Annotated in this window: 24 protein-coding genes and 1 tRNA gene; 10 read left to right on the top strand and 15 right to left on the bottom strand. The window is 68.7% G+C overall.

Annotated elements, in window-relative coordinates:
* Positions 1 to 129: 129 nt before the first annotated feature.
* Genes B3E43_RS06285 through B3E43_RS06300 form a run of 4 tightly spaced genes read left to right on the top strand, consistent with a single transcriptional unit; the run spans position 130 to position 3211 of the window.
* Entirely contained in the window at positions 130 to 933 is an 804-nt protein-coding gene (locus B3E43_RS06285; protein ID WP_292027672.1) for an aminotransferase class IV, read from the top strand.
* Positions 934 to 983: 50 nt separating this feature from the next.
* Positions 984 to 1466, top strand: a complete 483-nt coding sequence (coaD, locus tag B3E43_RS06290; protein ID WP_292027674.1) for a pantetheine-phosphate adenylyltransferase — start codon at positions 984 to 986, stop codon at positions 1464 to 1466.
* 1 nt (position 1467) lies between these two features.
* Positions 1468 to 2322 carry a peptidylprolyl isomerase gene (locus tag B3E43_RS06295; protein ID WP_292027676.1) on the top strand — a complete coding sequence of 285 codons (855 nt, stop codon included), beginning with the start codon at positions 1468 to 1470 and terminating at the stop codon, positions 2320 to 2322.
* A gap of 4 nt (positions 2323 to 2326) precedes the next feature.
* Positions 2327 to 3211: a peptidylprolyl isomerase gene (locus B3E43_RS06300; protein ID WP_292027678.1), complete on the top strand. Its 885-nt coding sequence runs from the start codon at positions 2327 to 2329 to the stop codon at positions 3209 to 3211.
* Here B3E43_RS06300 and B3E43_RS06305 read toward each other — a convergent pair.
* Complete coding sequence (locus tag B3E43_RS06305) at positions 3208 to 4317, bottom strand: Ppx/GppA phosphatase family protein (protein ID WP_292028117.1); 1110 nt, start codon at positions 4315 to 4317, stop codon at positions 3208 to 3210. The genes B3E43_RS06300 and B3E43_RS06305 overlap by 4 nt on opposite strands.
* Before the next feature lie 147 nt (positions 4318 to 4464).
* On the opposite strand from B3E43_RS06305, the gene hspQ reads away from it, so the two are divergent.
* Both hspQ and phhA read left to right on the top strand, forming a co-directional pair.
* Positions 4465 to 4779, top strand: coding sequence for a heat shock protein HspQ (hspQ, locus tag B3E43_RS06310; RefSeq protein ID WP_292027680.1), 315 nt, complete (start codon positions 4465 to 4467; stop codon positions 4777 to 4779).
* An 82-nt stretch (positions 4780 to 4861) separates the two neighbouring features.
* Positions 4862 to 5737, top strand: coding sequence for a phenylalanine 4-monooxygenase (gene phhA, locus B3E43_RS06315; protein ID WP_292027682.1), 876 nt, complete (start codon positions 4862 to 4864; stop codon positions 5735 to 5737).
* On the opposite strand, the gene B3E43_RS06320 is transcribed toward phhA, so the two are convergent.
* Positions 5704 to 6945 carry an acyltransferase family protein gene (locus B3E43_RS06320; RefSeq protein ID WP_292027684.1) on the bottom strand — a complete coding sequence of 414 codons (1242 nt, stop codon included), beginning with the start codon at positions 6943 to 6945 and terminating at the stop codon, positions 5704 to 5706. The two genes, phhA and B3E43_RS06320, sit on opposite strands and share 34 nt — an antisense overlap.
* Positions 6946 to 7075: 130 nt before the next feature.
* On the opposite strand from B3E43_RS06320, the gene B3E43_RS06325 reads away from it, so the two are divergent.
* Complete coding sequence (locus B3E43_RS06325) at positions 7076 to 7897, top strand: LytTR family DNA-binding domain-containing protein (protein WP_292027686.1); 822 nt, start codon at positions 7076 to 7078, stop codon at positions 7895 to 7897.
* On the opposite strand, the gene B3E43_RS06330 is transcribed toward B3E43_RS06325, so the two are convergent.
* From B3E43_RS06330 to B3E43_RS06370, 9 genes are read right to left on the bottom strand one after another with little or no spacing between them, the layout of a single operon-like run.
* Positions 7894 to 9168 (bottom strand): MFS transporter, encoded by a 1275-nt coding sequence (locus tag B3E43_RS06330; protein ID WP_292027687.1) that lies wholly within the window; start codon positions 9166 to 9168, stop codon positions 7894 to 7896. The two genes, B3E43_RS06325 and B3E43_RS06330, sit on opposite strands and share 4 nt — an antisense overlap.
* A 23-nt stretch (positions 9169 to 9191) precedes the next feature.
* Positions 9192 to 9635 (bottom strand): hypothetical protein, encoded by a 444-nt coding sequence (locus B3E43_RS06335; RefSeq protein ID WP_292027688.1) that lies wholly within the window; start codon positions 9633 to 9635, stop codon positions 9192 to 9194.
* Positions 9632 to 10246 carry a DUF998 domain-containing protein gene (locus B3E43_RS06340; RefSeq protein ID WP_292027689.1) on the bottom strand — a complete coding sequence of 205 codons (615 nt, stop codon included), beginning with the start codon at positions 10244 to 10246 and terminating at the stop codon, positions 9632 to 9634. The genes B3E43_RS06335 and B3E43_RS06340 overlap by 4 nt, the downstream gene beginning before the upstream one ends.
* A gap of 30 nt (positions 10247 to 10276) precedes the next feature.
* Entirely contained in the window at positions 10277 to 10837 is a 561-nt protein-coding gene (locus tag B3E43_RS06345) for a GNAT family N-acetyltransferase (RefSeq protein ID WP_349677564.1), read from the bottom strand.
* Positions 10834 to 11301, bottom strand: coding sequence for a GNAT family N-acetyltransferase (locus B3E43_RS06350; protein WP_292027690.1), 468 nt, complete (start codon positions 11299 to 11301; stop codon positions 10834 to 10836). Before B3E43_RS06350 ends, B3E43_RS06345 begins: the two co-directional genes overlap by 4 nt.
* Positions 11302 to 11306: 5 nt before the next feature.
* The gene (gene astB / locus B3E43_RS06355) at positions 11307 to 12644 is read right to left on the bottom strand and encodes an N-succinylarginine dihydrolase (protein WP_292027691.1); all 1338 of its coding nucleotides are present in this window, start codon (positions 12642 to 12644) and stop codon (positions 11307 to 11309) included.
* Positions 12641 to 14059, bottom strand: a complete 1419-nt coding sequence (gene astD, locus B3E43_RS06360; RefSeq protein ID WP_292027693.1) for a succinylglutamate-semialdehyde dehydrogenase — start codon at positions 14057 to 14059, stop codon at positions 12641 to 12643. The genes astB and astD overlap by 4 nt, the downstream gene beginning before the upstream one ends.
* Positions 14060 to 14067: 8 nt before the next feature.
* Entirely contained in the window at positions 14068 to 15075 is a 1008-nt protein-coding gene (locus B3E43_RS06365) for an arginine N-succinyltransferase (protein WP_292027696.1), read from the bottom strand.
* 5 nt (positions 15076 to 15080) lie between these two features.
* Complete coding sequence (locus B3E43_RS06370; RefSeq protein ID WP_292027697.1) at positions 15081 to 16331, bottom strand: hydrolase; 1251 nt, start codon at positions 16329 to 16331, stop codon at positions 15081 to 15083.
* Positions 16332 to 16440: 109 nt separating this feature from the next.
* On the opposite strand from B3E43_RS06370, the gene B3E43_RS06375 reads away from it, so the two are divergent.
* Entirely contained in the window at positions 16441 to 16968 is a 528-nt protein-coding gene (locus B3E43_RS06375) for a hypothetical protein (protein ID WP_292027699.1), read from the top strand.
* Between the two features lie 6 nt (positions 16969 to 16974).
* Here B3E43_RS06375 and B3E43_RS06380 read toward each other — a convergent pair whose 3' ends face one another.
* From B3E43_RS06380 to B3E43_RS06390, 3 genes are all read right to left on the bottom strand, one after another.
* Positions 16975 to 21201: a translocation/assembly module TamB domain-containing protein gene (locus tag B3E43_RS06380; protein WP_292027701.1), complete on the bottom strand. Its 4227-nt coding sequence runs from the start codon at positions 21199 to 21201 to the stop codon at positions 16975 to 16977.
* A complete protein-coding gene (locus B3E43_RS06385) occupies positions 21198 to 22988 on the bottom strand; it encodes an autotransporter assembly complex protein TamA (RefSeq protein WP_414631343.1) in 1791 nt (596 codons plus the stop codon). The genes B3E43_RS06380 and B3E43_RS06385 overlap by 4 nt, the downstream gene beginning before the upstream one ends.
* A gap of 75 nt (positions 22989 to 23063) precedes the next feature.
* Complete coding sequence (locus B3E43_RS06390; protein WP_292027703.1) at positions 23064 to 23321, bottom strand: hypothetical protein; 258 nt, start codon at positions 23319 to 23321, stop codon at positions 23064 to 23066.
* 137 nt (positions 23322 to 23458) lie between these two features.
* Here B3E43_RS06390 and B3E43_RS06395 point away from each other — a divergent pair, with 137 nt between their 5' ends.
* Positions 23459 to 25192 carry an ATP-binding protein gene (locus B3E43_RS06395; RefSeq protein WP_292027705.1) on the top strand — a complete coding sequence of 578 codons (1734 nt, stop codon included), beginning with the start codon at positions 23459 to 23461 and terminating at the stop codon, positions 25190 to 25192.
* 3 nt (positions 25193 to 25195) lie between these two features.
* Here B3E43_RS06395 and B3E43_RS06400 read toward each other — a convergent pair whose 3' ends face one another.
* Complete coding sequence (locus tag B3E43_RS06400; protein WP_292027707.1) at positions 25196 to 26278, bottom strand: CaiB/BaiF CoA transferase family protein; 1083 nt, start codon at positions 26276 to 26278, stop codon at positions 25196 to 25198.
* Positions 26279 to 26387: 109 nt separating this feature from the next.
* Between B3E43_RS06400 and B3E43_RS06405 the strand changes: the two genes are divergently transcribed.
* Positions 26388 to 26464: transfer RNA gene (locus tag B3E43_RS06405), tRNA-Lys, on the top strand.
* The last annotated feature ends 49 nt before the right edge of the window (positions 26465 to 26513 follow it).

The following is a 26513-nucleotide window of genomic DNA, read 5'->3' on the forward strand; positions in this document are numbered from 1 at the left end:
TCCCGGCGAAAGCCGGGACCCAGTTCTTTTGCAAGGCAGGCTGGATGGGATTGATGTCAGCGGGAAACAGCGACACCGGAACGCCCAAAGCACTGGGTCCCGGCTTTCGCCGGGATGAGCGGGGTTATCATGTCCGCTGCGCTTGAGCTGCACGTTGATGGTCAACCCGCCACGGCGGAGGATCTCGCCCACGTCGCCCTGGTCAACTATGGCGGCTACACCTCTTTCCGGGTGGAGCAGGGCGGCGTGCGGGGGCTCGACCTGCATCTGGCCCGGCTCGAAGCCGAGGCTGTCGAACTGTTCGGCGAACCGGTCGGCGCGGATCGGTTGCGTGGCCTGATGTGCAAGGCTGTGGCGGGCCGCGACGCCTGCTGGTTGCGGGTCAGCCTGTTCTCGCCGGACATCAGCCCCCGGACGCCGGACTGGCACGGTGCGCCGAGGGTGATGATCGCCCTGTCGCCGCCGCCTCCGCCCTTCTCCGACTCGCCGCGCCTGCAACTCCAGACCTATGGCCGCGAAGCGCCGCACCTGAAGCACGTCGCCACCTTCGGCCTGATCCGGGCCCGTCGCGTCGCCCGCGCCGCCGGCTTCGACGACGCCCTGTTCGTGGACGAAGGGGGAAGGGTCTCGGAGGGCAGTCTCTGGAACATCGGATTCGTCAGCGGCGACGACATCATCTGGCCGCAGGCGCCGATGTTGGCCGGGGTGGCGCAGGCGCTGGTGCAGCGCGGCCTTGCCTGTGTCGGGCTGACGGGCCGCACGGAGCGGGTCCTTGCCGACGATCTCGCCCGGTTCGACGCCGCCTTCCTGTGCAACAGCGCCACGCCGGCCTGCGCCATCGCGTCTATCGGCGATCGTGTCTTCAAGACGCCATCCGGCGTGATCGGGCGCCTTCAGGACGCATGGGCCTCGAACCCGGTCCAGTCACTCTAGGCCAGCGGTTTGGCGCCTGCTAAACCCTTTGGGACGCGGGGAGGAAAGCGATGCGCATCGGCCTGTATCCGGGCACATTCGATCCCGTCACCAACGGGCATATGGACATCATTGGCCGTGCGGTGAAGCTGGTCGACCGTCTGGTCATCGGCGTGGCTCGCAATGACGAGAAGGGCCCGATGTTCGCCACGGACCAGCGGGTGGCCATGGTCCGCGCCGAGGTGGCCCATCTGGGCGACCGGGTCGAGGTCCGGCCATTCTCCAGCCTCCTGATGCATTTCGCCGAGGAACTGGACGCCGGCATCATCGTGCGCGGTCTGCGCGCGGTTGCCGACTTCGAATACGAATTCCAGATGACGGCGATGAACCAGCGCCTCAATGCCGACATCGAGACGGTCTTCCTGATGGCCGATCCGCGGCACCAGGCCATCGCCTCGCGTCTGGTCAAGGAGATCGCCCGCCTGGACGGCGCGATCGACAGTTTCGTCAGCCCCGCCGTCGCTGAAATGGTGCGGGCCAAGGTCAAGGGTTAGAATGAGCTTCAAGATCGCAATCGCCGGCGCGCTTTCCATGGCGCTACTCGCCGCGTCCGGCCCGGTCGCCGCCCAGACGGCGGCCCCCGAGTGGCGCACCATCGCGCCCGAGAACCTGCTGATCATCGACACGGCGAAGGGCCGCATCCTGATCGAGCTGGAACCGCGCATGGCGCCCCTGTCGGTCGAGCGTATCCGCACGCTGTCCGACCAGGGCTTCTTTGACGGGCTGAAATTTCACCGTGTGCTCACGGACTTCATGGCCCAGACCGGCGACCCCCTGGGCACCGGAGAGGGCAGCAGTGATCTGCCGGACCTCGAAGGGGAGTTTCAGTTCCGCCGGGGGCGCGACCTCGGTTTCGTCAGTGTCGCTACGGGTCAGGCCGGTCTGCTGGGTTTTGTCGGATCCATGCCGGTCTTCACCCAGCCGGACGCCCAGATGATGGTCACGGCCGACTTCAAGACCGCGGCCCAGGCCCTGTTCTGTCCCGGCGTCCTGGGCATGGCGCGCGGTCAGGATCCGCACAGCGCCAACAGCCAGTTCTTCATCATGACCGGGACCAATGAGGGTCTGAACGGTCTGTACACGCCCTTCGGTCGGGTCGTGGCCGGGCTCGACGTAGTGCGGGCGTTGAAACCGGGATCCGAGGCGGCCAATGGACAGGTCGTCGATCCGGATCTGATGACCCGCGCTCGCACCGCCGCCGCCCTGCCGGCAGCGCAGCGTCCGGTCGTCCGTGTGCGACCACCCGCCAGCCCCGCCTTCACCGCGATGGTGGAGCAGGTGCGGGCCGAGCGTGGCGCGCGTTTCACCGTTTGCGACGTTCAGCCGATCGCCGAAGTCACCGGGGGATAATGCAATGAAAGCCATCGCCGGCCTCACGGCCGTGGTCGCCCTGATCGCAACGCCAGCGTTCGCCCAGGATGTCGGCGGTCCGCCGCCGCCGGCCCCTACGGCCGCGACGACGGTCGAACTGCCCGAGTGGCGCATGGTGCCTGCCGAGAATCTGCTGGTCATTGATACGACGCGCGGCCGCATTCTGGTGGAACTGACGCCCGAGGTCGCCCCGCTTCATGTCGAGCGGATCAAGCTGCTGGCGCGCCGGGGCTTCTACGACAATGTGCCCTGGCATCGGGTCATCGACTGGTTCATGGCCCAGACCGGCGATCCGCTGGGCAATGGCGAGGGCCAGAGCCCCTATCCCGACCTGAAGGGCGAGTTCACCTTCCGACGCGACACGACCATGCCGTTCGCCGCCGTGGCCGAGCCGGCTGGAGCGCGTATCGGTTTCTTCCATTCCCTGCCGATCCAGACCCAGCCCGACGCCGCCTTCGCCCTCACCGGCGACGGCAAGGTGCACGGCTGGGGCCTGTATTGCCCCGGCGTGGCCGGCATGGCCCGCGACGAAGGCAATGACACCGCGAACAGCCAGTTCTTCCTGATGCGTCAGGCCTATCCGGCCCTGGACAAGCGCTACACCATCTGGGGCATGACGGTGTCGGGCCTCGATGTCGTGCGATCGCTGCGTGTTGGCGACGGGGACAACGGGATGGTCACGGCCGAGCCCGACCGGATGACGCGGGTGCGTGTCGCGGCCGACCTCGCCGAGGGCGAACGGCCGGCGGTGCAGGTGCTCGCCACGGACTCCCCGAGGTTCCGGGCGATGGTGGACGAAACGCGGGTCTCGCGCGGCGCCGACTTCTCGGTCTGTGACATCACCCTGCCGGTTCAGGTCACCAACTAGGACCGGCCGCGACGGCGACGCCGGTTCGGCTTCCTGTCCTCGCGCATCTGTTGCAGCAGAAGGCCCTCGCGCAGGCCGCGGTCGGCGACGCGTACGCGCTCCGACGGCCAGGCGCGCTGCACCGCCTCCATGATCGCGGCGCCGGCCAGCACCAGATCGGCGCGGTCGGGCCCGATACAGGGTTCGGCGGCGCGTCCCTCCGCCCCGAGGCGTTTCAGGGTGTCGGCGGCGGCCTCGCAGTCGCCCCGGGTCATCCACAGGCCATCGACCAGATTGCGCTGGTAGCGGCGCAAGCCCAGGTGGATGCCCGCCAGGCTGGTGATGGCGCCCGAGGTGCCGACCATATGGGCGCGCCCGCTCACGAACTTGTCGCGTAGCGCCCGATCGACCGGCGCGTCCGCGATGGCGGCGCCCATGTCGACCACCATGGCCTCGTACCAGTCGTCGAGGCCGCCAGCCGGTTCGGGATGCCGCTCCGCCAGGGTGACGACCCCCACCGGCGCCGACATCCAGCCCTCCAGCACGAAGGAATCGCCGCGCTTGGAAAGCCAGTTCAGCTCGGTCGAGCCGCCGCCGACATCAACGACCAGCACCGCCTCCACCGAAGGGTCGAACAGGTTTAGACAGCCCCGAACGGCCAGCCGGGCCTCCTCGATGGGGTCGATGATACGCAGTTTCAGGCCGGTGCCGATCCGCACCCGCTCAATGAAGGCCGGCCCGTTCTCGGCCTGTCGGCAGGCCTGGGTGGCCACGGCCATGAGCCGGGAGGATTCGACCCCCTTCCTGGCGACCCGTTCACCGCACAGCGCCAGGGCCTCATAGGCCCGGTCCATCGCGGCGTCATCGAGAAGGCCCGTGCGCGACAGCCCCTCGCCCAGACGGACGATGCGACTGAAGGAGTCGACGACCCGAAAGCCGTCCCGCGCCGGCTTTGCGATCAGCAACCGGCAATTATTGGTCCCGAGATCGAGCGCGCCATACAGGGGCGCATCCCGACCTGACGCCCCTGGATCTCCGGCGGCGCCGTTCGCGGCGCGCTGCCTGTCAGACCTGCGGGGCTGGGACCGGTCGTCACGCCGTGGCGGCGCGCCGTCGGTCTCCGGCATGGGCCGAACTTTCATGGTGGGCGGTCCGAAGCGGCGCCCGTCCCGGACACTCTAGGACTGTGTGATCGTCCGCGCCAAGCGTGTCTGTCGCGAAAATGAACGACGTCACGCGGATTAGGCTCAGGTGGGGTCAGCCATTGTCGCGCCATGACCCAGGAAACTGTCGCAAAATTCGGCCTCGGCCAGATCGTCCGTCACCGCGACGACGCCTTTCGCGGCGTGGTGATCGACATCGATGCCTCCTATGCCGGCCTGCCCGGCGAGACGGGTGAGGTTGCGCCGGACCAGCCCTTCTATCAGGTGCTCGCCATCGGCCCGGACGGCGGCTTCATCGCCTATGCGGCCGAGACGGCGCTGGAGCACGACCCGGAGCTTTCAGCCCTGACCCGGGAGGCCGAGACCCGCTGGTTCACGGTCGACGCCAACGGCCGCCACGCGCCCCGGGCCCACGCCATTCACTAGACCGGCGCTGGCGCGGACCGCGCGAGCGGCCTAGATTGCCGGCAAGGGCCTTTCAGAGCCCGCAGGTTGCAGGAGCAGGTCCATGTCCGACTTCGAACATGTGTTCGATGCGCCGCCCGAAGGCGCCGCCGCCGACTGGACCATTCCGCAGGACTGGGCCGCCTACAGCGAGGTCGAGCACCGGACCTGGGACACACTGTACGCCCGTCAGATGAAGATCCTGCCCGGGCGCGCCGCCGACGTCTTTCTCAAGGGGCTGACGGCGCTGGACCTCAACACGGGCGGCATTCCCGATTTCGCGGTGATGAACCCCAAGCTGCAGGCCCTGACCGGCTGGACCGTGGTCTGCGTGCCGGGACTGGTGCCGGACGAGGTCTTTTTCGACCACCTCGCCAACCGCCGCTTTCCGTCCGGCCAGTTCATCCGCAAGCCGGACCAGCTGGACTATCTGCAGGAGCCGGACATCTTCCACGATGTCTTCGGCCATGTGCCGATGCTCACTGACCCCGATTTCGCCGCCTATATGGAGGCCTACGGCAAGGGCGGGCAGCGCGCGGCCTCGCTGGGCGTGCTGCAGAACCTGGCCCGGCTCTACTGGTACACGGTCGAGTTCGGGCTGATGCAGGACACCGATGGCCTGCGCATCTACGGGGCGGGGATCGTTTCCTCGGCGACAGAGAGCGTCTTTTCGCAGGAGGATCCGTCCCCCAACCGCCTCGGATTCGACCTCGAGCGGGTGATGCGCACCCTCTACCGGATCGACGACTTCCAGCAGGTCTATTTCGTCATCGACTCGATCGAACAACTGAAGCGCGAGACGCTGCAGGATTTCGGCCCGATCTATGAGCGGCTGAAGGGCGCGGCGGACATCGCCATAGACGCCATCCTGCCGACCGACGCCATCTTCACCCGCGGCACCCAGGCCTATGCGGCGCGGGGCGGGCGGTTCGCGGCCTGAGGGCGGACGCCCAGCAGCAGGCCCGCCCAACCCAGCCGGCGCGCGAGTTCATAGGCGAGGAAGCAGGCGGCGAAGGTGGCGGCGATCAGGATGCCCGCCTCCGCGGCCAGCGGCAGATGCAACTGCGCCAGATGGTGGCCGACGACGACGATGACCGTCTGGTGCACGATGTAGAAGGGGAAGACCCCGACTGTTAGATAGCGCAGCACGGGACCGCCGCGGTTCAGGTGTTTCGCACCGAAGCCGAGGATGGCGACGATGAAGGCCCATTGGTCCGCCGCATAGACGATCCGCATGACCCGGCGCAGGGCGTCGGCGGGCAGGGCGTCCTCGGCGCGGTATTCCCAAGCGTAGCCGGCCCAGGCGGCCCAGGCGACGAGGCCGAGGATCAGCGCCGGCCAGCGCAGGCGGATGAAGCCCTCGCGCAGGGCCTCGGACCGGGCCGTCAGGAAGCCGAACAGGAAGGCGCTGAACGACAGGGCGTGGTTGTACCAGTCGTTGACCAGATCGTGGGTGATCTCGAACCGGAGGGCCAGATCCCAGCGGATCACAGCCAGAAAGACGATGGGCCAGATCAGCAGGCCCCAGCCCTTCAGGCCGCGCTCCAGCAGGTCGCCGAGGCCGCGCAGCCGCCCGAAGGTGAGCGCCAGCAGGCCAGCGAGGATCAGGCTGTAGACCAGCAGATAGGCCACGAACCACATATGGTTCCAGGTCGGGGTGATCAGGCAGCCGTCGGCGTCGCACCAGTTCCCCGAAGCCGTGGCGTAGCGAACCCAGAAGTCGGCGGTGAAGGCGTTGCGATAGGCGTCGGCCTGCGGCGCCAGCCGGCCGAGGGCCTCGACAATCTCGTAATAGCTCTGCGGCGGCACGATCACGAACATGGCGAACAGCAGCGGCGGCAGCAGCCTCAGGATCCGAGATCCGGCCAGCCGGCCGGCGCCGACCCGGCTGTCGCGGGCCAGGTTGTCAGCGAGGAAGCGCGTCGCCGCCCCCGAGACGAGGAACAGCAGGGTCAGCCGCCACGGACTGGTCAGCTGCATGATCGGTTCAAGCGCCGGAACCTCGTGGCTGGACTTCACGTGCCAGTCCCAAGGCACGTAGAACATGCCGACGTGGTAGAGAATCAGCAGCAGGAACGCCCCGACCCGGATCCAGTCGAGGTCGTAACGGCGGACGGAAACGGACGAGGGCGCGGATTCGGTCGTCATGCAAAAACCCATGCGTAAGGATCATCCGGACCGTGTCACCCCGCGCGGCGGAGCAACTCAAGCGTCCGGGGACGTTCGGCGTCCCGCCGGGGGCGATCGCGCGCCTCCGGTGACGAGCGGCGCGCCTTCCGTGACGAACGGCGGAGGACCGGGTCTCTTCCGGCGGGCGGACCGGCGCGACCTGTGGAGCGCTGGCCTGACCATCGCCGCCGTCGGCATGGCGGTGGTGATGGTCAACGCCCTGACCGCCCTGGCCGATCGTGAGGATCTGGATGTCTGGGAGCCCTGGGTCTGGGAAGGGTCCAGCATGGTCGGGGCGTTGCTCGCCCTGTGGATTCCCTGGCTGGCCGTCGCCCTGGCGCCGCCGGACGAGGCCCTCGCCGAGGGCTGGCGGCCCAAGGCGCGGTTCGTCGCCGCCCATCTGATCGGAGCCCTGGCCTATTCCATCCTCCACGTCGGAATCTTCGTGCTGTTGCGCGAAGCGGCCTATGCGGTGGCCGGCGCGCCCTACGATTTCGGCGACCGCTTCCTCTACGAGTTCCGGAAGGACGCCCTGACCTATTCGCTCTTCGTCAGCGTCTTCTGGGTGACGGCCTTCCTGCGCAGACGTCACGATGAGCCGGTGCGGCCGGTCAGTTTCGACATCCGCGACGGCGCCCGCATCCTGCGCGCGCCGCTGGGCGACATCCTCGCCGTCTCGTCGGCGGGCAACTATGTGGAATTCTGGCTGGCGGACGGCCGCCGGCCGCTGATGCGCACCACCCTGTCTGCCATCGAGACGGAACTGGAGCGGTTCGGTTTCGTGCGGGCGCACCGGTCGTGGCTGGTGAACGGAGCGCGGGTCACCGGGCTGGAGCCGGACGGATCGGGCGACTGGACCATCGAACTGGGCGAGGTTCGCGCGCCGCTGTCGCGCCGGTTCCCTGAGGCTCTGGCGCGACTGAAGGGTTAGTCGTGCGTAATCAAGCTATTACGACCTGTATCTCGCATCCGGATATAGGTCAGTAGCGACACGCCGATCAGAGCTGTGACGTACCAGAAATAGGCGCTCTCCATGCCTTCGCCCTTGAACCACAGGGCGGCGTATTCGGCCGTACCGCCGAACAGGGCGTTGGCTATGGCGTAGGGCAGGGCGACGCCCAGCGCGCGGATATGGGCCGGAAACAGCTCGGCCTTCACCACGGCGTTGATCGAGGTGTAGCCGCTGACGATGATCAGGGCGGACATGGCCAGCAGGAAGGCCATGAAGGGGCTCTCGACGCCTGCCAGCGCCGTCATGATCGGCACGGTGAACAGGACGCCCGCCACGCCGAAGGCGATCATCACCGGTCGTCTTCCGACCCGGTCCGACAGGGCTCCGATGGCGGGCTGCAGCAGCATGAAGACGAACAGGGCCGCGGCGCTGACCTCGGTCGCCGTCGCCTTGGAGAAGCCGCTCGTATTGACGAGGAATTTCTGCAGGTAGGTGGTGTAGGTATAGAAGGCGATGGTCCCGCCGGCGGTGAGGCCGAGGACCATCAGCGCCTCCTTCGGATGTTTCAGGATCAGCAGCAGGGCGCTGGATTTCGGCGCCTCGTCCGCATCGGTGGCGATGAAGGCCGAGGTCTCGTCCAGCCGCCGCCGCAGCCAGAATACGACCACCGCCAGCGCCGCCCCGATGAAGAAGGGAATGCGCCAGCCCCAGGCCGCCAGGTCGGTCTCGGCCATCGTCTTCTGCAGCACGATCAGCAGCAGCAGGGCCAGCAGCTGGCCGGAAATCAGGGTGACATACTGGAAGCTGGACCAGAAGCCGCGGTGCCTGGCCGTGGCCATCTCCGACAGATAGGTGGCCGAGGAGCCGTACTCTCCGCCGACGCTGAGCCCCTGCAGCATGCGGGCGAACAGCAGCATGGCCGGGGCGGCCAGGCCGATGGTCGCATAGCCGGGCGTGCAGGCGATGATCAGACTGCCGGTGCACATCAGGGTCACCGACAGGGTCAGCCCGGCCTTGCGGCCCCTGCGGTCTGAATAGACCCCCATGACCCAGGCCCCGACGGGGCGCATCAGGAAGCCGACGGCGAACACCGCCGCCGCGCTCAGCAACTGGGCCGTGCTGTCGCCCTTGGGGAAGAAGATCGGCGCGAAATAGACGGTGAAGGCGGCATAGGCGAACCAGTCGAACCATTCGACCAGGTTGCCCGCCGATCCGCCGATGATGTTCTTCAGTCTGCGGGCGGGAGTCATGGCTGACGTCATTGGGGCGGCGCTCATCGGCGGGGTTTCAGATTGGGCCAGGCCGTCCAGGTGCCGACCGCATAGGCGATGCCGTAGACGAGCACGATCAGCGAGCTCCACAGGATGAACGGCACCACATCAGCCCCGTTGATCACCAGCGCGGGGATCAGGGCCAGTCCGCGCAGCAGGTAGATGGCGCTGATCACGACCAGTCCGGTGCGCAACAGTGGAAGGCGGGGCAGGAGACCCGCGCCGGAAAAGGCGTAGGCCGCCCAGATCGCGAGGATGGCGGCGATGCCGAGAGTGATCAGGGTCGGTGTCATCGAGCCCTGCTCGGCCAGGGTCGCCATGGCCTCGCCGGCGCCGAAGAACCGGTACCAGGCAGGTCCGCCGATAATGCAGCCGATGTGCAGCACGGAAGCGGCGACGCTCAGCAGGCCGCCGATGATCAGGGCGGGATTTCGGGCCGGCTTCATGCGGGTCTCCGGTTTGAGGTTCGAACCCGCAGCGCTACGGCCATGGTCCAGACGGCGAGGGCGATCTCCACGACCCGCTGGGCCGCGCCGTACCATTCGAACGCCGGATGGATCAGCCAGATGGCCAGCGCAGCCGGGATCCCGCAGATCAGGCTGAGGCCGAACAGCCCGCGACCTTGCGGCCAGCCTCTCGCGGCGAACCCGACGACGAAGACGCCCGCGATCCCGCACAGATAGCCGATGCCCCCGAATACATCGTGCAGCAACGCTGCAGGGCTCAGGTCGGCGGTCGAGCACTCGAAGTCGCAGCGGAACACGCCCCCGAGCACCAGCCCGACACCATTCAGGGCGCTGAGGCCGAAGCCGATCACCGACAGGAGGCTGCGCGGAAACAGAACCGCACAGAGAAGCCAGAAGACCGTCAGCAAGGCGCCGGAGACGATGAAGGCGAGGCTGACGCCCGCGCTGGTCGGCGCGCCGGTCGCGCCGAGCTCGCTGATGTATTGCGTCAGGTGATCATAACCGGGGTAGGCCATGCCGCCCGCGATCGTGGCGGCGGCCAGCACCAGCAGACTGAGAACGCCGCATCCGAAGGCGATGTGTCTGATCACGCTGCTCCCCCCGTCGCTGACCCGCGGACGCTAGCCGGGTTCGCCCGGAGCGCCAAACCCGTCCAGCCGCTTGCCCATCCGCACCAGCGGTACGGGCGCGCCGCCGCGGTCGTCCTCGAACCGTTCGATCTCGACATAGCCGGCGGCGCGGTAGAGCGGCTCGCCGCCCATGGTGGCCACGAGTTCGGCGCGGTCATAGCCGGCAGCGCGGGCCGCGGCCTCGCAGAGCTCGAGGATCAGGCGACCGACCCCCCGGCGGACGAACTCCGGCGCGGTGTACATGGCGCGGATACGGGCGGCGTCGACGCCGGGCGTCAGCGGCGCCGGCATCCGGCCAGGCGTGTGGTCGCCGCCGTATTCAGTGATGCGCCCGCTCCAGCCGCCGCAGCCGGCGATCACGCCGTCCGCCTCGACGATGACATAGGTGCGGTCGGAGACGATCTGGCTGTCGATCCCCATCAGCTTGCGGCTGGCGACGATCTGGTCCGGCGTCAGGAAGGCGGCGAGCGGGCCCGCGATCGACCGGTCCATCAGCGCCACCAGAGCCGGGATGTCGGCTTCGGTGGCGATGCGGTGGGTGAAGTTCGTCACGCGTCCCGCTCGCGAGCCATATAGACGAGTTCGATACCCTCGTCCGAGACTCTTCGGTCAAACTCCTCGAATCCGAGAATCCAGTACAGGGCGATATGGCGCTCGCTCAGGGAGCCGGTGAAGAGCTCGAAACGCTTCACCGACGGCGGTGCATAGTCCTGTACCGCCTTGACCAAACGGACGCCGAGGCCTGCACCCTCCCGATCCGGAGCCACCACCAGCCGCCCCATATGGCCGACGGTTCCTTCTATGCGGATCCGTGCGGATCCCACGATGCGATGTCCGTCGACCGCCGCCAGCACGATCTCCGACCGGATGGCCTCGGCCACCTCGTGAAGGGTTTCCAGAAGGGGCGGCAGGAAGGGATCGCGATACAGTTGGGCCGTGGTCACATAGGCGGCCCGCTGCAGCGTCAGGAGCTCCCCGGCGTCCGCCTCGACGGCCCTGCGCAGGACGACGGGCATGCGAGTCAGCCCCTCTGGAACGGATAGAAGCCGCCGCCGAGCCCGAGCAGGCCGGTCAGTTCATCCAGCGCGACGCGGCTCTCCTCCAGCAGGTCCGCCCCGGCGAGGTCGGCGGGCGTCAGCCGGTCGCGGTAGTGCCTGGCGCCCCAGGCCGACAGCCGCATGTGCAGGTCGTCGGTCAGCCGCATGGCGGGGTTGGTCGCCGCCTGTTCAGCCTCGGTCAACACCACGCGCAGGCGCAGGCAGGCCGGCCCGCCGCCGTTGCGCATCGACTGGCGTACATCGACGTACTCGACCTTGCCGATGGGCCCGTTGGAGGCGGCGAGCCGTTCGGCGACCGCATGGCTGCGCGGGTTGTCGCGCGTCTCGGTCGGGCAGATCAGGGTCAGGCGGTCCTCGCCGGGAATCTGCACCAGCATGGAGTTGAACAGATAGCTGGAGATCGCGTCGGCCAGGGGCAGGTCGGCGGACGAGACCTCGACGAAGACCGGCTCGAACCGGCCGTCTGCTGCGGCGCGGATGGCGGCTTTTGTGCCCGCCGTGTCCTCGAAGGCGAGGTCATGGAAGAACAGCGTCTCCAGGGCCCCGACGCAGACCACGTCATTGTGGAAGGTCCCGCCGGCGATGGCGGCCCGCGACTGACGGGCCAGCACCACGCCGGACGCGCCATGGCGAAGGGCGACGGCGTCGGAGGCCTCACGCGTCTGGCGGGCGGGGAAGGCGTCGGCCCAGGGTTCGAAGGCCTCGCGGCCCCAGACCAGCAGATTGACGCCCGGCTCGCCATGGTCGGCGCACAGGCGGACGTGGTTGGCCGCGCCCTCGTCGGCGAGATGGGCGACGGAGGGCAGGGCGTCGTGGACGGCGAACCGGGCCGGGTCAGGGAAGAGGGCGTCCAGCGACCGCTTTGTCTGTTCGTGTTCCAGCGAGCGATGCAGGTTGGTGACCAGATTGGCGGGGGTGAAATGCACCCGGCCGTCGGCGCTGTCGGCGCTGGGCGTCACCGTCGCGGCATTGGCCGCCCACATCGGCGAGGCCGAACAGGCCGCGGCGGCGAAGCTGGGCGCGTCCTTCCAGGCCTGTTCCAGTACGCGGGCGTCGGAGCCGGTGAAGCCGAGGCTGCGCAGAAAGGGGATGTTGGGCCGTTCGTGCGGCGGCAGGACGTACTGCGGCAGGCCGAGGTCGGCCAGCCGCTTCATCTTGTCGAGGCCCTGAAGGACGGCCGCGCGCGGGTTCGACGCCTCGCCCTTGTTCAGGCTGGACGCCAGATTGCCCGGCGACAGGCCCGCATAGGAGTGTGTCGGGCCGATCAGGCCGTCGGCATTGGCTTCGACGGCTGAGGTCATGCCTTCAGGCCCTTGATCTCGCTTTCAATATTCCTCACGGAGCCGGCCTCGAAACTCGCCACCGGATAGGCGCAGTAGTCGGCGGCGTAATAGGCCGAAGGCCGGTGATTGCCGCTGGCGCCGAGGCCGCCGAAGGGCATGTCGCCGGCGGCGCCGGTGGTCGGGCGGTTGAAATTGACCACGCCGGCGCGGATGCGGCGGATGAAGCGGTCCCAGTTGGCCGGGTCGTCGCTGACCAGACCCGCGGACAGGCCGTAGCGGGTGGCGTTGGCGGCGGCGATGGCGGCGTCGAAGCTGGCGACGCGGGTCACGGACAGGAAGGGGGCGAACATCTCCTCGTCGGGGACCTCCACGCCGGTGACGTCGATGATGGCGGGTTTGACGAAGGCGCCGGGCAGGTTGCCGACGGGGCCGGAGCCACGGATCACTTTCGCGCCCATGTCGATGCGGTCCTGCAGGGACTTCAGCGCAGCCTCCGCCGCCTTCACCGAGATCAACGGCCCGGCATAGGGCTCGGGGGTGGAGTTCCACGGCGCCAGGATCAGGCGATCGACCATGGCGTCGACGGCCGCGATGACGGCGTCCCCTTGCGGACCTTCGGGCACGATCAGGCGGCGGGCGCAGGAGCAGCGCTGGCCGGTGGTGACGAAGGCGGACTGGACAACGATGCCGGCCACAGCCTCGGCGTCGGCGGCGTCCCAGACCACCAGCGGATTATTGCCGCCCAGCTCCAGCGCCAGAATGACGTGCGGATCGTCGGCGAACTTCCGCCGGAAATGCGCCCCGGCGGCGCCCGAGCCGGTGAACATCAGGGCGTCGATGCCGCTGTCGAGCAGGGCCGCGCCGGTGTCGCGTCCGCCCTGGACGACATTGACCACGCCCTCGGGCAGGTCGGCTTCGGCGAAGGCCTCGGCCATCAGCTGGCCGATGAAAGGGGTCTCCTCCGACGGCTTGAACACGACCGTGTCGCCGGCCAGCAGGGCCGGAACGATGTGGCCGTTGGGCAGATGGCCGGGGAAGTTGAACGGGCCGAGCACCGCCGCCACGCCGTGCGGGCGATGGCGCAGGGTGGCGTGACCGAAACCGGTCTCGGCCGTGCGTTCGCCGGTGCGTTCGTCATAGGCGCGGATGGAGATGTCGACCTTGCCGGCCATGGCGCCGAGTTCGGCGGTGGTCTCCCACAGGGCCTTGCCGGTCTCGCGGCTGATCGCCTCGGCCAACTGCGGCGCGCGGGCCTTCAGCACGGCCTGATAGCGTTTGACGGCGTCGATGCGGTCCTGGCGCGCGCGGTCGGCCCAGTCGGGGAAGGCGGCGCGGGCGCGGTCGGCGGCGGCCTGTACTTCTGCGGCCGAGGCGGCAGCGCCCTCCCAGACGGTGTCGCCGGTGGCGGGGTCGATGGATTTGAAATGGGTCATGCTGTCGCTCAAGTCTTCACGCGCACCGTATCGCCCGCGCGCACTCTCAGCACGTCGGCGGTCTCGGTCGTCAGGGTCACCACATCGCCCTCGATGGCCGCGCGCTGGCGCACCGACCGGAAGCCGGAGGCGTTGTCTGTCGAGATCAGGGCGGGCAGCTCGGCTTCAACCTCAGCGGCCAGAGCGACGGCAAGGCTCCGCGCGTCACGCACAGTGCGGATGTTGTCGCGGTCGCAGGTGACGGTCGGGCCGGCGTCGAAGATGTCGACCAGACCATTGGGGCGGAAGCCCTCGCTCTCGAGCAGGGCCATGGCCGGCACGCCCTGCGGATGGACCTTGCCGATCACCGCCCGCGCCGGCTCGGGCAGCAGGTCGATATAGATCGGGTGGCGCGGGGCGAGGTCGAGGATGAACTGTTTGTCGGTCGAGCCGGTCATGCGGTCGGCCTCGTCGAAGTCCATGGGGAAGAATTTGTGCGCGACGTGATCCCAGAACGGGCAGGCGCCGTCGGGGGTGAAGACGCCGCGCAACTCGGCCAGGACGGTGTCGGCGAACAGGTCCGGCTCGGCGCCGATCAGCATGTAGCGCGACTGGCTGAGCAGCCGTCCCGCGCCGCCCTTGCGGCGGTCGGCCTTGAGGAACAGCGAGCCGACCTCGGTCCAGCCGGTGCACTCATTGACCAGCACGAGGGTCTTCTGTTCCAGCTTGATGCCCAGCGAGGGCGAGGACTGGGTGTTGGTCACGACGCGGAAGGAGAAGAAGGGCCGGTTCAGCCCGACCGCCGCCTTGACCGAGCCGATGCCGTCGACGTCGCCCGTTTCGGTCTCCTCGAGCATCAGCGTGTACCAGCGATGCCGGGGCTCGATCTTGCCGGCGAAGCTGTCGCGGCTCAGGTCGAGCCGCTCGGCCAGCTGGTCGGGGTCCTCGGGCAGGCTGGTGAAGCCGGGGCCGGACAGGATGGCCAGCTCCAGCAGGAAGTCGAGGTCGGCGGGGCCGGCGGGGCGGACGACGAGCATGGGAGTTACATCGTCTCCAGACGCAGGGCTTTGAGTTTCAGCGCATCGATCTCGCCCGAGGCGATCTTGCAGAGGATCAGGGCGCTGAGTTGCGCCCGCTCGACGAAGCTGGCGGGCCAGGCGAATTCCTGATCCGAATGGATATCGCCGCCCAGGACGCCGAGGGTGTCGATATTGGGCAGGCCGGCGGCGTGGAGGTTGTTGCCTTCACACACCCCGCCCGACGGCTTCCACCCAATGGGTTGTCCCAGCAGGGCGCCGGTCTCGCGCACGGCCTCGAACAGGGCCGTCTGGCTGGCGTCCATCGGCTTGGGCGCGCGGGTCATGCCGCCGTGCAGATCGAGGGTCAGGCCGGGGAAGGGGGGCTCGGTCGCGATCTGCCGCACGGTCTCCGAGATCCATGCCGAGGCCTGGGCGTCGGGAACGCGGACGTTGAATCGGACCACGGCGTTATCGGCGACGACGTTCAGCGCCCCGCCGCCGCTGATCTTTGCGACATTGACCGTGACGCCCTCGCGCTGGCCGTTGAGGGCGTGCAGGCGGGCGGCGATGATGGCAGCGCCGGCGACGGCATTGGCGCCCTCGTGGAAGGCGCGCCCGGCATGGGCGGCCTTGCCCGTGACGATAAGGTGGTAGTTGCCGCTGCCCTTGCGCGCTCCAGCGAGGGTTCCGTCCGACAGCGCCGGCTCATAGGTCATGCCGACATGGCCGCGCGCCCCCAGTTCGGCCAGCAGGGGGGCGGAGGCGGGCGAGCCGATCTCCTCGTCCGGCGACAGCAGCACGGTCCAGCCGACGCGCGCGCGATCGGGATGCGTCTCGAAGGCTTCGAGCGCCGCGAGCATCACCGAAATCCCGCCCTTCATGTCGGCGATGCCGGGACCGTTGAGGGCGCCGTCGGCCCGGGTTGTCACCGTCTGGAACGGGCTCTCGGCCGGGAAGACGGTGTCATAGTGGCCGGTCAGCACGACCTGGAGCGGAGCGTCGGGCCGGGCGGTGATCTTCAGGGCGTCGGCATGGGCCTCGGTCCGCACCGTGCCGTCGTCGGCGACAGTGGTGGAAGCCCGGGTCGGGATGCGCACCACCTCGGCCGGCAGGCGTCGCGCCTCGGCTTCAAGCACCGCCAGAACATGCGCCAGACCGCTCGCATTCCGGCTGCCGGAATTGAGGTTCGCCCACTCAACCGCGCGACCGACGATGGCGGTCTCGCGCGCCGCGACATGGTCGAGCACGATCTGGTCGGAGGGCAGAATCTGCATGCGGCGGAACCCTAGCCGTCCGGGGCGGAAAGGTGAAGGCGAGCCATGGGTTTCGCCTCGGGCGCGAGCGGGCTAGGCTTCAATCATCTTCAAGGGAGGGACTACCCAAATGACTGACTGGATCAAGGCGTCAAACCCGAGCGCGCCGATCACCACCGAGGCTGAAGCGATCGGGGCCGCCCGGGCGAGCGCCCTGGCGATCTTCCTCGGCGTGATCTGGGGCGGCGTCGGCGTCGCCCTGCTGATGACCAGCGGCTCCGCCGAGATCGAGGCGGCTATGGCCCAGGCTTCGGCCGATACGCCGGAAATGGCCGGCATGGGCGGAGCGATGGTGCAAATCGCCATGTGGAGCGCGATCGGCCTCTGCGTGATTCAGCTGGTTCTGGGCCTGGTCCAATGGGCCAAGCCGAATATTGTGATCCCGATCATCTTCGCGATCCTGGTCGCTTTTGGTCTCGTGTCCGGCGTGTTCGGACTGATGATGGCCGGTCAGGAAGGCATGCCTGAAACCGCAGCGGCTCCGAACTGGCAGGTCTACGTCGGCTTCGTGATTCTGGTCGTCCAGTTGGTCATGCACATCGCCGGGATCCGCGGAGCGCGTGCGCTCGACAGGATCCGTATGGCGGCCGCCCAGTAGGGCGGATCACCGGTTCGGGCGTCGGTCCTCGCGGCCGGCGCCCGGCTCGCGCGACTGACGGCGCCAGCGGATCGACAGACTGGCCTCGCCCTGTCCGCCGAATTTCGAACTGACGGTCAGGTTGCGGCGCACCTGCCATTCGACATTGACCGCCGCCCCGTTCTCGCCGCCGCCGATAATCTCCAGATAGACGTCGTCGGTGATGTAGCGGCCGCCGGCGACCGTCAGGCTCGAGGCCTCGCCGCCAAATGACAGCCGGTCCAGCCCGGCCAGTTCCCGCAGATTCCCGATCACGTCGAAACCGCCGCCGCCGGCCAGCGCCGCCACGCCCGCGGCCAGCTGGGCCGCCTCGAAGGCGGACAGCTGGGACGCCGAGCGTCCGAACAGCACCTGGGACAGGATCTCGTCCTGGGGCAGGGCCGGGGTCGAGGTCAGGACGATCTCGGGCCGCGCGGCTGTCCCCGTGACGCGGATGGTGGCGGTCAGGGCGGGGTCATCACGCGTGGCGGTCAGGTTCAGCCGGATCTGCTCCGGATTGGTCGACAGGGTCACCGTGCCGCGCTCGTCGAAGACGAACCGCTTGCCCGCAAAATCATAGTCGCCGCGCACGACCCGGGCCGTGCCGCTCAGGGTCGGCCGGGCGATGGTGCCGGTCACACGGGCGTTGACGTTCATCTCGACGTTCAGGCCGCGGCCGATGACCCGGACGTCGCCGCCGGGCGAACGCAGGGCGATATCGAGACCGAACTGCAGGCCGCGCTGGCGGTTCTGTTCCTCTTCGGGCACGTCGCCGCCGGGCCGGTTGATCTCGATCACATCCATGCGGACGATCCCGTTCGATCCGGGCGGATTGGCCTGGATGCGCGCCTCGTCGATGTCCATCTCGCCGCTCAGGGTGATGTTGCCTTCCGTCCCGCGAGTCACGGTCAGCAGGCCGGATGCCTTGGCTTCGGCGATGTCATTGTCGATGATGCGGAAGCGGTTGAGGAGCAGCTGGAAGCTGGATCCGGAGCCTTCTTTCAGACCGATCCGCCCGTTGCCGCTGACCGACCCGCCCGAGCCGTCGACGGCGCTGAAGCGCTCGACCAGACCGGTGGTGTCGTCGAAGCGGCTGGCGAGCGCGACATTGTCGAGGCGGACGCCCGTGGCGCTGTCGCGGAAACTGCCCTGTTGAAGGTCCAGCCGTCCGTTGAGGCGCGGCTCGGCCATCGTTCCGGCGATGGTGGCGCGGGCGTTGATCTGGCCGGTGAGCGAGCGCTCGCCGCCCGCCAGCAGGTCCCAGATCGGCTGGATCTGACCCTGGATCGAGATTTCGCCCGACATGGCGCGGGTCCGCACAATGGCCAGCCGCAGCGGGGCCGCGGACGCCTCGACGGGCAGGGTGAGGTCGGCGACCGCCCGGACTTCGTCGCCATCGACGGCGTTCGCCTGGATACGCAGGGTGTTGTTGACCAGCAGGGCGTTCAGCGTGCCGTCGACGGCGATCCCGCGTGGCGCGTCGATGCTGCGAATATCGTCGAGGGTGACATTGGCCGAGCCCGAAAGATCCTCGCCCGCCCCGCGCAGCGACAGCCGGCCAGTCACCCGTCCGCGCATGTCCTGGATCAGCGAGCCGAGATCGACGCTGGTCAGATTGGCCTCGATGATGGCGGCCCGGGAATCCTGGCGCAGTTCACCCAGCAGGACGCCGCCGCCGATGCCCAGATCGACCCGCGCGACGCGGCCGTCGCCGGACAGGGCGATGACGGCTGGGTTGCGGGTGGTGAAGGCGATCTCACGCACCCGTCCGCCGCCCTCGAGAACGACCGTCTGGGCCGGCCCGTTGCGGGAGTAGACGCCGGCGCCGTCGAACGACACAGGCGTGGTCCCGCCGACGTCGGCCTTGAGCGTGAAGGGCAGGCGCTCCAGCGTGCCGCGGCCGTTCAGATCGAGGCTGCGGACGACCCAGGTCGAACCCGCAAGCCGCACATTGCGACCCGTCACATTGAGGATCGCCGTCTCGGCTCCGGCGCCGTCCGTCAGACGTATCCGGCCGTCCGCCGTGCCTGACGCCAGGAAGGCCCCCGGGCGGGCGGTAAAGGTAAGGTCCGCGCTGGAGGGGATGTTGTTCGACAGGTCGATGGCCCCCTGGGCCGTCACCCCGCCCGCGTTCAGGTCCACCTCTGTCAGCCGCAACCGGTCTCCGCCCAGGAAGAAGTTTCCGCTGGCCCTGGCCCGCCCGTAGTTCGATCCGGCGGTCAGTGCGATCCGCCCGTCCGACGCGTCGGGGCCGCGCCGGAAACTGAGGACCATGCCGGCGTCGGTCAGGACGAGGGCTCCGGCGCTGACCTTGCCGAAGGTCGCGGTCAGGTCGGCGCGCGGCTCCGCGAGCGTCCCCGTCAGCGCGCCCTCGCCGGTCATGGCGCCGTCGACGGCCACGGGACCGACGCCGAACGGCCCGGTGGCGTTCCAGTCCAGCGAGAGGCGCAGCCGCCCGTCGCTCTCGATCAGACCCCGGGCAGCGGCCGAGCCCTGGGCGCCGGTCAGCTGCGCCCGCTCTACCGCGATGCGACCCTCATCCAGCGCGCCGGTCAGTTGCAGGCGGGGCGTCGCGCCGAGCAGACGATCCAGCTCGTCCAACCCGATGGACAGCCCCCGGCCGCGCCCGTCGAACGTCAGCTGCCAGGGCGCCCCTGCGCGTGACGTCGAGGCGGAGATCGGCCCGCCGAAACGCCCTCGCGCGCCCTCGCGCAGCCGGGCGGCATCGGTGATCTCGGCTCGGCCGCGGAAGCCGAGCGCGCCGACGAGGTTTCGTCCGCCGGACCCCGTCACGGTGAGGGCCTGGCCGGTCAGATCGATCCGCTCCAGCAGGAGGGCCCCATCCGCCTGACGAAGCGCCTCGAACGACAGGCGCGGCGAGGCGCCCAGAAGGCCTCCGAACAGCCCGGCGCTGGACCCGCCGGCGACCTGGAGGTCGCCGTCCAGATCCAGGCGTCCCTGCCTGACCTGAATATTCAGCGGTCCGCGGATTCGCTGCGCCCGGTAACTCGCGACGTCTGCGGCGATCAGATCGACAGACCCCTCCAGGCGCCACTGCGCGGCATCGCCCCGGAAAACACCGCGATAGGCCGCCGGGCCGCCGACTTGCTGACCGACCAGTCGGGTCAGCGAGCGGGTCGAAACGTCGAGCGTGATTCCGTCCGGGCTGCTCTGGTCCCTGATCCGGATCTCGCCGCTGGCTCGGGAATCGAGGTTGTCGGCGATCAGCCGCCAGCCGACGCCGATCCGGCCGTCGTCGTCGCTGTCGCCTGATGTCGCGAGGCCGAACCGCACGGTGCGGCCGATCCGCTCGGCAAACGGCGCCAGCAGGTCGGAGCCCGAGAAGTCCGCAAAGCCCGAAATCCGCGTCCGGGTCTCGCCATAGCGGCCCTTGATCACCAGCGGCACAAACTCGCCGGTGCGCACGACCGCGTCGACGACCTCGCCGTTGACGACCGCCGTGGCGAAGAAGGGCTGATCGGGGGAATACCCCAGGGCTCCGGCCAGGGGCCCGCCGCGCGCCTCATTGGCTCGCAGGTTCAGCCGCAGATCCTCAAGGCTGTCTCCAATGGTCGCATCGAGGCGCAGGTAGTCGCCCGGCCGGCTGTTGCTGACGGCGTTGACGGCGGCTGTCTTGGCGCCCTTGCGCGGCACATTGGCCTCGCCTGACAGCCTCCACAGCCCGTACTCCTTGCTGAAGCCTTCGAGGAGTTCCACGTCCGCAGCGAACCGGTCGATATCAATGGAAAGCGGCTGTGGACCCGGCGGCTCGGTCGAGGCTTCCACCTCGGGGCGACGGATCAACCGGATGACCTCAGCCTCGATCTCGGTGGCGTGGAAGCGGCGGGTGATCAGCGGCCACCAGTCCCAGTCGACGCGGACCTTGCGCGCTTCCAGCCAGACACCCTCGGCGTCAGTGACGGTGACGCGGTCGATGGTGAAGTCGTCGAACAGGTCGCCGCGCACGCCCTCGACATTGATCCGGCCATAGCGGCCCAGCTTCTTGCCGGCGACGAAACTGGTCACCAGCCCCCGGCCGGAGTCAGACAGCAGATACATCCGCCCGCCGACCGCGACGACAATCAGCAGGGCGGCGAGTACCGCCGCGGCCATGCCGCCGAAGAAGGCGGCGGCCTGCAGCCGCGTGCGCTTCTTTTTCGCCACTTCGGCCGGCGTGTCAGGCGCGTCGTCGGGGGGAGGGGCGGCGTCCGTCAAAACGCCTGTCCGATGCTGACATAGATCTGGAAGTCGGCGTCGCCGTCGCGACGGTCCAGCGGGACGGCGATGTCGGCCCGGATCGGGCCGAACGGCAGCTTGTAGCGCACCCCGACCCCGGCGCCGTAGCGCAGGTTGTTGAAGTTGGGCGTCTCCTGGAAGCCGATCGCGCCCGCGTCGAGGAAGGCGACGGCCTGAAAGTTGCGCCAGACGTCGCGCCGGATCTCGATCGAGGTCTCGAACAGGCTCAGGCCGCCGCGCGGGGTGTTGTCGGGCAGGCGCGGCCCGACGCCCTGATATTCGAACCCGCGCACCGAGCCGCCGCCGCCCGAATAGAACAGGCGGTCGGACGGGACGGTCAGTTCCTGACCGCCAAAGATTGAGCCTATCCGCACGCGTCCCGCCAGCACCGTCCGGTCGCGGTCCTGCAGCGGCAGATAGGCGGTGGCCTGCGCCTCGGTCCGCAGGAACAGCACCGAGTCCTCGCCGGTCACGGCCGTGGGCTGGGCCGAAACGGTGAGCCGCCATCCGGTTGTAGGATCGAGGGGGTCGTTTGACCGGTCCAGATAGGCGCTGCCTCGCGCCGTCAGGATGACCAGATCGCGGTCGAAATTGACCGGCAGCCGCGTCACCGGATCGAACCGGTTCTCGTCGTACTGACCCGCATCAAGGCCGACGCCGTAGCTCGCCCAGGAGGTTTTTCCGATCCGCTGCTGCAGATCAGCGGCGAGGGCGACCGCGGTCCGGCGATAGGCGTCGGTGTCCTCGTTCAGGAGGGCTCCGGACAGCCTCAGGGTCTCGCCCGGCCGGCGCCAGTGCGGCAGGCTCAGGGTGGTGCCCAGTCGGCTGTCGACGTCGGCGGCGCGGGCCTGCCAGACCAGGGTGTCGGCGCGGCCGAACCGGTTGTGCCAGGTCCAGATCAGGTCCAGGCCCGACCCTTCGGCGGTCGAGAAGGTCGCCCCGGCCTCAAGGATGCGGCGCGGACGGTCGGTCAGGGTGACGATGACGGGGCGGTTGCCGTCCGCATTGGTCTGGTCCGTCGGCGCCAGGGCCACCCCGACACCGTCATAAACCCCGGTTTCCAGAAGCCGGCGCTCCAGCTCGGCCACGTCCTCGGGGTCGTACACCTCGCCTTCGGACCAGGGCGCAAGGCCGGCGACCCAGCCGGGATTCGTCGGGCCGCGGGTTTCCAGGCGCACGCCGTCCAGCCGGACCAGCGGTCCCGGGGCGATGCGAAAACTGGGCTGGACCGTAAAGGCGGCATGATCGACCACAACCCGGCGGGGCTGGGCCGCTGCATCGGCATAACCCCGGCGGGTCAGGCCGGCGATGATCCGGCCCTCGGCAGAGATGATGTCGCCTGCGCGCCCCGGCTGGCCGGGGGTCAGGCCGATTTCGCCACGCACCGTCGTATCGGTGTCCGCGTCGGGCGACGGATCGGCCCAGAGCACCTGGACCTCGCCCAGTTCAAAGCGGCGACCCGGGGTGACGTTGACGATGGCGACCGGCGTCTCTTCTCCCTCGACGATGTCCTCGAGCACGGGCTGATAATAGCCTTCCGACCGCAAGAGAGCCTCTGCGGCCTCCAGCGCGCCGCGTGCCCGACGCCGGGCCTCGAACCGGTTGGAAGGAGGGTCATCGACCTCGCCGATGGCGCGGACCAGTTGAGCGCGCAGCTCCGCATCCATCTCGCCGCGGACTTGCGCGCGCGGGTCGGCCGTCGCGGCGGAGGCCAGCAAGATAGCGCCCGCCGTGCCGATGAGAAACAGGGCGGGCCTTGGCGTCAAACTGGAACCTTCGTCAGGGCGCGAACATCGACGCCGTCGCATCCCGCCGTGGCGCCGATGAGGCGGCGACCGGGATCAATAGAAGAGGGTTTCGCTTTCCGGCTGGACCGATTCCTCGGACGACCGCTTCTCGGAAGGCAGGGTGGTCGAGTCCGTCGGCGACGTATTGACGGCGCCCGGCGCCGCGACGGGCACGCCGGCGTCTTCGGCGACGGGCGCGACCGGCGCCTCCATCGGCGCCTCGGCGGTCTCCGAATCATAGTTGTTCGGGTCATCGCAGGCGGCGACGCCAAAGGCAGTCGACAGGGCCAGAATGGCGATCAGGCGTTTCATCAGCAGCATCTCCCCCGCAACGGCCTTCCAACGCGTGGCCGGTTCGCCTGTTCCATAACCCCGAACGCGCGCGTGGTCACCACGCCGGCAACCAATCCTTTCAGAATTTGGCGTAGGCTGAAATCAGAGGGGATCGAATGACTGTCACCGCCTATGCCATGGTGTCGCTGGTACGATACCGGGAACTCAAGACACGGATCGCCCTGGCGGCCTTTATCGGCTGCACCGCCTGGTTTGTGGTGCCCTCCATCTGGCCGCCTGTCTGGTTCGCGGCCGTTCTGGTTACGCAGGCCCTGGACTGGGCTGTGTTCAGGCGGTTCCGTCTTCGGCAGGATTGGCAGCCGGATCGGCTTTATGTGGTGCTCTGCTGCGCCACGACGGTGCTCAGCGTCGCCGTCTATGCGGCCATGAGCGCCTATATGTGGTTCTACGGCGGGGATGTCGGCCGTGTGTTCGCCATGGTCCAGTGCGCCGGCGGTCTCCTGCACGTCAGCCTGCACATGCACCATGCAAGGCCGATCCTGATTTCGGCGGTGGCGCCTCATGCGACCTATTTTCTGGGCCTGCCCGTGTTCACCGCGATCTCAAGCCAGAACTGGCAAGAGCTGCTCGTCGCCATCGGCTGCATCCTCTATATGAGCCACCTGGTTGTGACAGTGCGGCAAAGCTCATCGACGACCGGCGCCCTCAAATCCGCCCGGGACGCCGAACAGAGCGCCCGCCGCAAGGCCGAGGTGGCCAGCGCCGCCAAATCGGACTTCCTCGCGGTTGTCAGCCACGAGATCCGCACGCCGATGAATGCGGTGATCTCCGCCGCCAACCTGCTCCGCCGCACCCGTCTGGACAGCCAGCAGCGTGAACATGTCTCGATGCTGATCGATGCGGGCGACGTCCTCATGGGCCTGCTCAACGACGTGCTCGACTTCTCGAAGATCGAGGCCGGCAAGATGGAGCTGGAGAGCGCCGACATGATCGTGCGCGATCGGCTGTCGACAGTCGTCCGCCTGTGGGAGCCGCGCGCCCTGGCCAACGGAGTCCGGCTCAAGGTCCGGGTCGCGCCCGATGTGCCCGTCGCCGTGCGGACCGATCCGCTTCGGGTGCAACAGATTCTGTTCAACCTGATGTCCAATGCGGTGAAATTCACCCATGAGGGCGAAATCCGGATTGAGGCCAGCTGGACGGACGGCCGCCTGAACATGGCGGTTTCCGACACCGGCTGCGGCATTCCCGCCGATCGGCTGGGCCAGATCTTCAACAGTTTCGAACAGGCGGACGTCGGCACGACCCGGCGCTACGGCGGCACAGGCCTCGGTCTGGCGATCAGCCGCAAGCTGGCCGAGTTGATGGGCGGTTCGTTGTCCGTCCAGAGCGTGGACGGCGAGGGCTCGACCTTCATCCTCAGCCTGCCGATGACCCCGGTCGAGAATGCGCCTGCCCAGCCCGGTCGTGCGCTGGAAACAAGCGGGTCTCTGGTGGGCCGTTCGATTCTGGCCGCTGACGACCACGAGGTGAACCGCCGTATCCTGCAACTGCTGCTGGAGCCGCACGGCTGCCGCCTGACCCTGGTCGAGAACGGCGCCGAGGCGCTGGAGGCGGCGTCTGGTCAGCGGTTCGACGCCATTCTGATGGATATGCAGATGCCTGTGATGGACGGACTCGAGGCGACACGCCGGATCCGGGCCGGCGAGATCAACGGCGACACGCCGGTCATCGCCCTGACGGCCAACGCGCTCGACGTGCACCGCGCCGCCTGGGACGCGGCCGGCGTTCACGCCTTCCTGACCAAGCCCATCGATCCCGTCATGCTGGCGTCCACGCTTGCCGAGGCCTGCGCCATCGAGCGGCCCCGTGCGGAGGCTGCGGTCGCCTGACCGTCAGCTCCAGCGGTTGCGGGCTTCGTCCAGCGACAGGGCCGCCGCCTCCGCCACGGGCTCCGCAAGTGTTCCGTCGAACCGGGGCGCGGGCGCGGCCTGAGTGACCCCTTGTTCGACGAAGGCGCCACGCGCTGCGTTATGCGGATGACGGGCCGCCTCGGCCATGGTCAGCACCGGGGTGACGCAGGCGTCCGTGCTCTCGAAATGCGCCGCCCAGTCGTCCCGGTCGCGCGTGGCGAAGATCGCCTCGAACCTTGAGTGCAGCGCCGGCCAGCCACCGATGTCGAACTGCGGCGCGGTCTCCGGCGACAATCCAAGACCGGAGATCAGGGCGGCGTAGAATTGCGGCTCCAACGCCCCCACGGCGACGAACCGGCCGTCGCTGCAGGCGTAGCAGCGATAGAACGGCGCTCCGCCGTCCAGCAGATTGGCACCGCGCGTCTCGCTCCACAGGCCGCGCGCGCCCAGGGCCTGGAACAGGCTCATCAACAGGGCGGAGCCGTCGGTCATGGCGGCGTCCACGATCCGGCCCTTGCCCGTGGTCTTCGCCTCAAGCAGGGCGGCGAGCACGCCGGTGACCAGCATCATCGCCCCGCCGCCATAGTCGCCGACCAGATTCAGCGGCGCCCGCGGCGGCCGGTCGGGCTCTCCCATGGCGTGGAGGGCGCCGCTGAGGGCGATGTAGTTGATGTCATGGCCCACCTGTCGCGCCATCGGGCCCGTCTGACCCCAGCCGGTGATCCGGCCGTACACCAGCCTTCGGTTCCGGCCGGCGCAGACGTCGGGCCCCAGCCCCAGCCGCTCCATAACCCCGGGACGGAAACCCTCGATCAGGGCGTCCGCCGCTCCGACCAGGTCCAGCACCGCCTCAAGGTCGGCGGGATTCTTGAGATTGACGCCGACGGCCGCGCGCCCCCGGTGCAGCACGGCACCGCCGACCTCGCTGAAGGCTGGCGTTCCGGCGTCAGCGCTGCGGCTGAGGCGCAGGACGTCTGCTCCAAGGTCGGCCAGAACCATGCCCGCGAAGGTGACTGGCCCCAGGCCGTCGAACTCGAGGATGCGCAGGCCGGACAGCGGTTTCATGGTCACTGCCTATCCTCAGCACGCCCGCGCGTCGAGCCAGCCCTTGACCCCGACGACGGTTTGCAACAGAAGGCGCGTCGCCGGGCCGCAAATGGGTCCGGCGTGGTATGCGCCCTTAGCTCAGTTGGTTAGAGCATCTGACTTTTAATCAGAGGGTCCTCGGTTCGAGCCCGAGAGGGCGTACCAACCCTTCCTGCCGGTGTATTGATTGCGGCCTCAGCCCTTGGGCTTGGGT

Origin of the sequence: Brevundimonas sp. UBA2416 (genome assembly GCF_002343105.1) — a bacterium.
Lineage (GTDB): Bacteria > Pseudomonadota > Alphaproteobacteria > Caulobacterales > Caulobacteraceae > Brevundimonas.

Bases quoted from the DNA above. Each gene is read 5' to 3' on its own strand.
- phhA (WP_292027682.1), top strand. From the start codon at position 4,862: ATGTCCGACTTCGAACATGTGTTCGATGCGCCGCCCGAAGGCGCCGCC.
- B3E43_RS06350 (WP_292027690.1), bottom strand. From the start codon at position 11,301: ATGCCCGTCGTCCTGCGCAGGGCCGTCGAGGCGGACGCCGGGGAGCTC.
- B3E43_RS06365 (WP_292027696.1), bottom strand. From the start codon at position 15,075: ATGCTCGTCGTCCGCCCCGCCGGCCCCGCCGACCTCGACTTCCTGCTG.
- B3E43_RS06375 (WP_292027699.1), top strand. From the start codon at position 16,441: ATGACTGACTGGATCAAGGCGTCAAACCCGAGCGCGCCGATCACCACC.
- B3E43_RS06305 (WP_292028117.1), bottom strand. From the start codon at position 4,317: ATGCCGGAGACCGACGGCGCGCCGCCACGGCGTGACGACCGGTCCCAG.
- B3E43_RS06395 (WP_292027705.1), top strand. From the start codon at position 23,459: ATGACTGTCACCGCCTATGCCATGGTGTCGCTGGTACGATACCGGGAA.
- B3E43_RS06400 (WP_292027707.1), bottom strand. From the start codon at position 26,278: ATGAAACCGCTGTCCGGCCTGCGCATCCTCGAGTTCGACGGCCTGGGG.
- astB (WP_292027691.1), bottom strand. From the start codon at position 12,644: ATGACCTCAGCCGTCGAAGCCAATGCCGACGGCCTGATCGGCCCGACA.
- B3E43_RS06320 (WP_292027684.1), bottom strand. From the start codon at position 6,945: ATGACGACCGAATCCGCGCCCTCGTCCGTTTCCGTCCGCCGTTACGAC.
- B3E43_RS06300 (WP_292027678.1), top strand. From the start codon at position 2,327: ATGAAAGCCATCGCCGGCCTCACGGCCGTGGTCGCCCTGATCGCAACG.
- B3E43_RS06295 (WP_292027676.1), top strand. From the start codon at position 1,468: ATGAGCTTCAAGATCGCAATCGCCGGCGCGCTTTCCATGGCGCTACTC.
- B3E43_RS06370 (WP_292027697.1), bottom strand. From the start codon at position 16,331: ATGCAGATTCTGCCCTCCGACCAGATCGTGCTCGACCATGTCGCGGCG.
- hspQ (WP_292027680.1), top strand. From the start codon at position 4,465: ATGACCCAGGAAACTGTCGCAAAATTCGGCCTCGGCCAGATCGTCCGT.
- B3E43_RS06330 (WP_292027687.1), bottom strand. From the start codon at position 9,168: ATGACTCCCGCCCGCAGACTGAAGAACATCATCGGCGGATCGGCGGGC.
- astD (WP_292027693.1), bottom strand. From the start codon at position 14,059: ATGACCCATTTCAAATCCATCGACCCCGCCACCGGCGACACCGTCTGG.
- B3E43_RS06335 (WP_292027688.1), bottom strand. From the start codon at position 9,635: ATGAAGCCGGCCCGAAATCCCGCCCTGATCATCGGCGGCCTGCTGAGC.
- coaD (WP_292027674.1), top strand. From the start codon at position 984: ATGCGCATCGGCCTGTATCCGGGCACATTCGATCCCGTCACCAACGGG.
- B3E43_RS06390 (WP_292027703.1), bottom strand. From the start codon at position 23,321: ATGAAACGCCTGATCGCCATTCTGGCCCTGTCGACTGCCTTTGGCGTC.
- B3E43_RS06285 (WP_292027672.1), top strand. From the start codon at position 130: ATGTCCGCTGCGCTTGAGCTGCACGTTGATGGTCAACCCGCCACGGCG.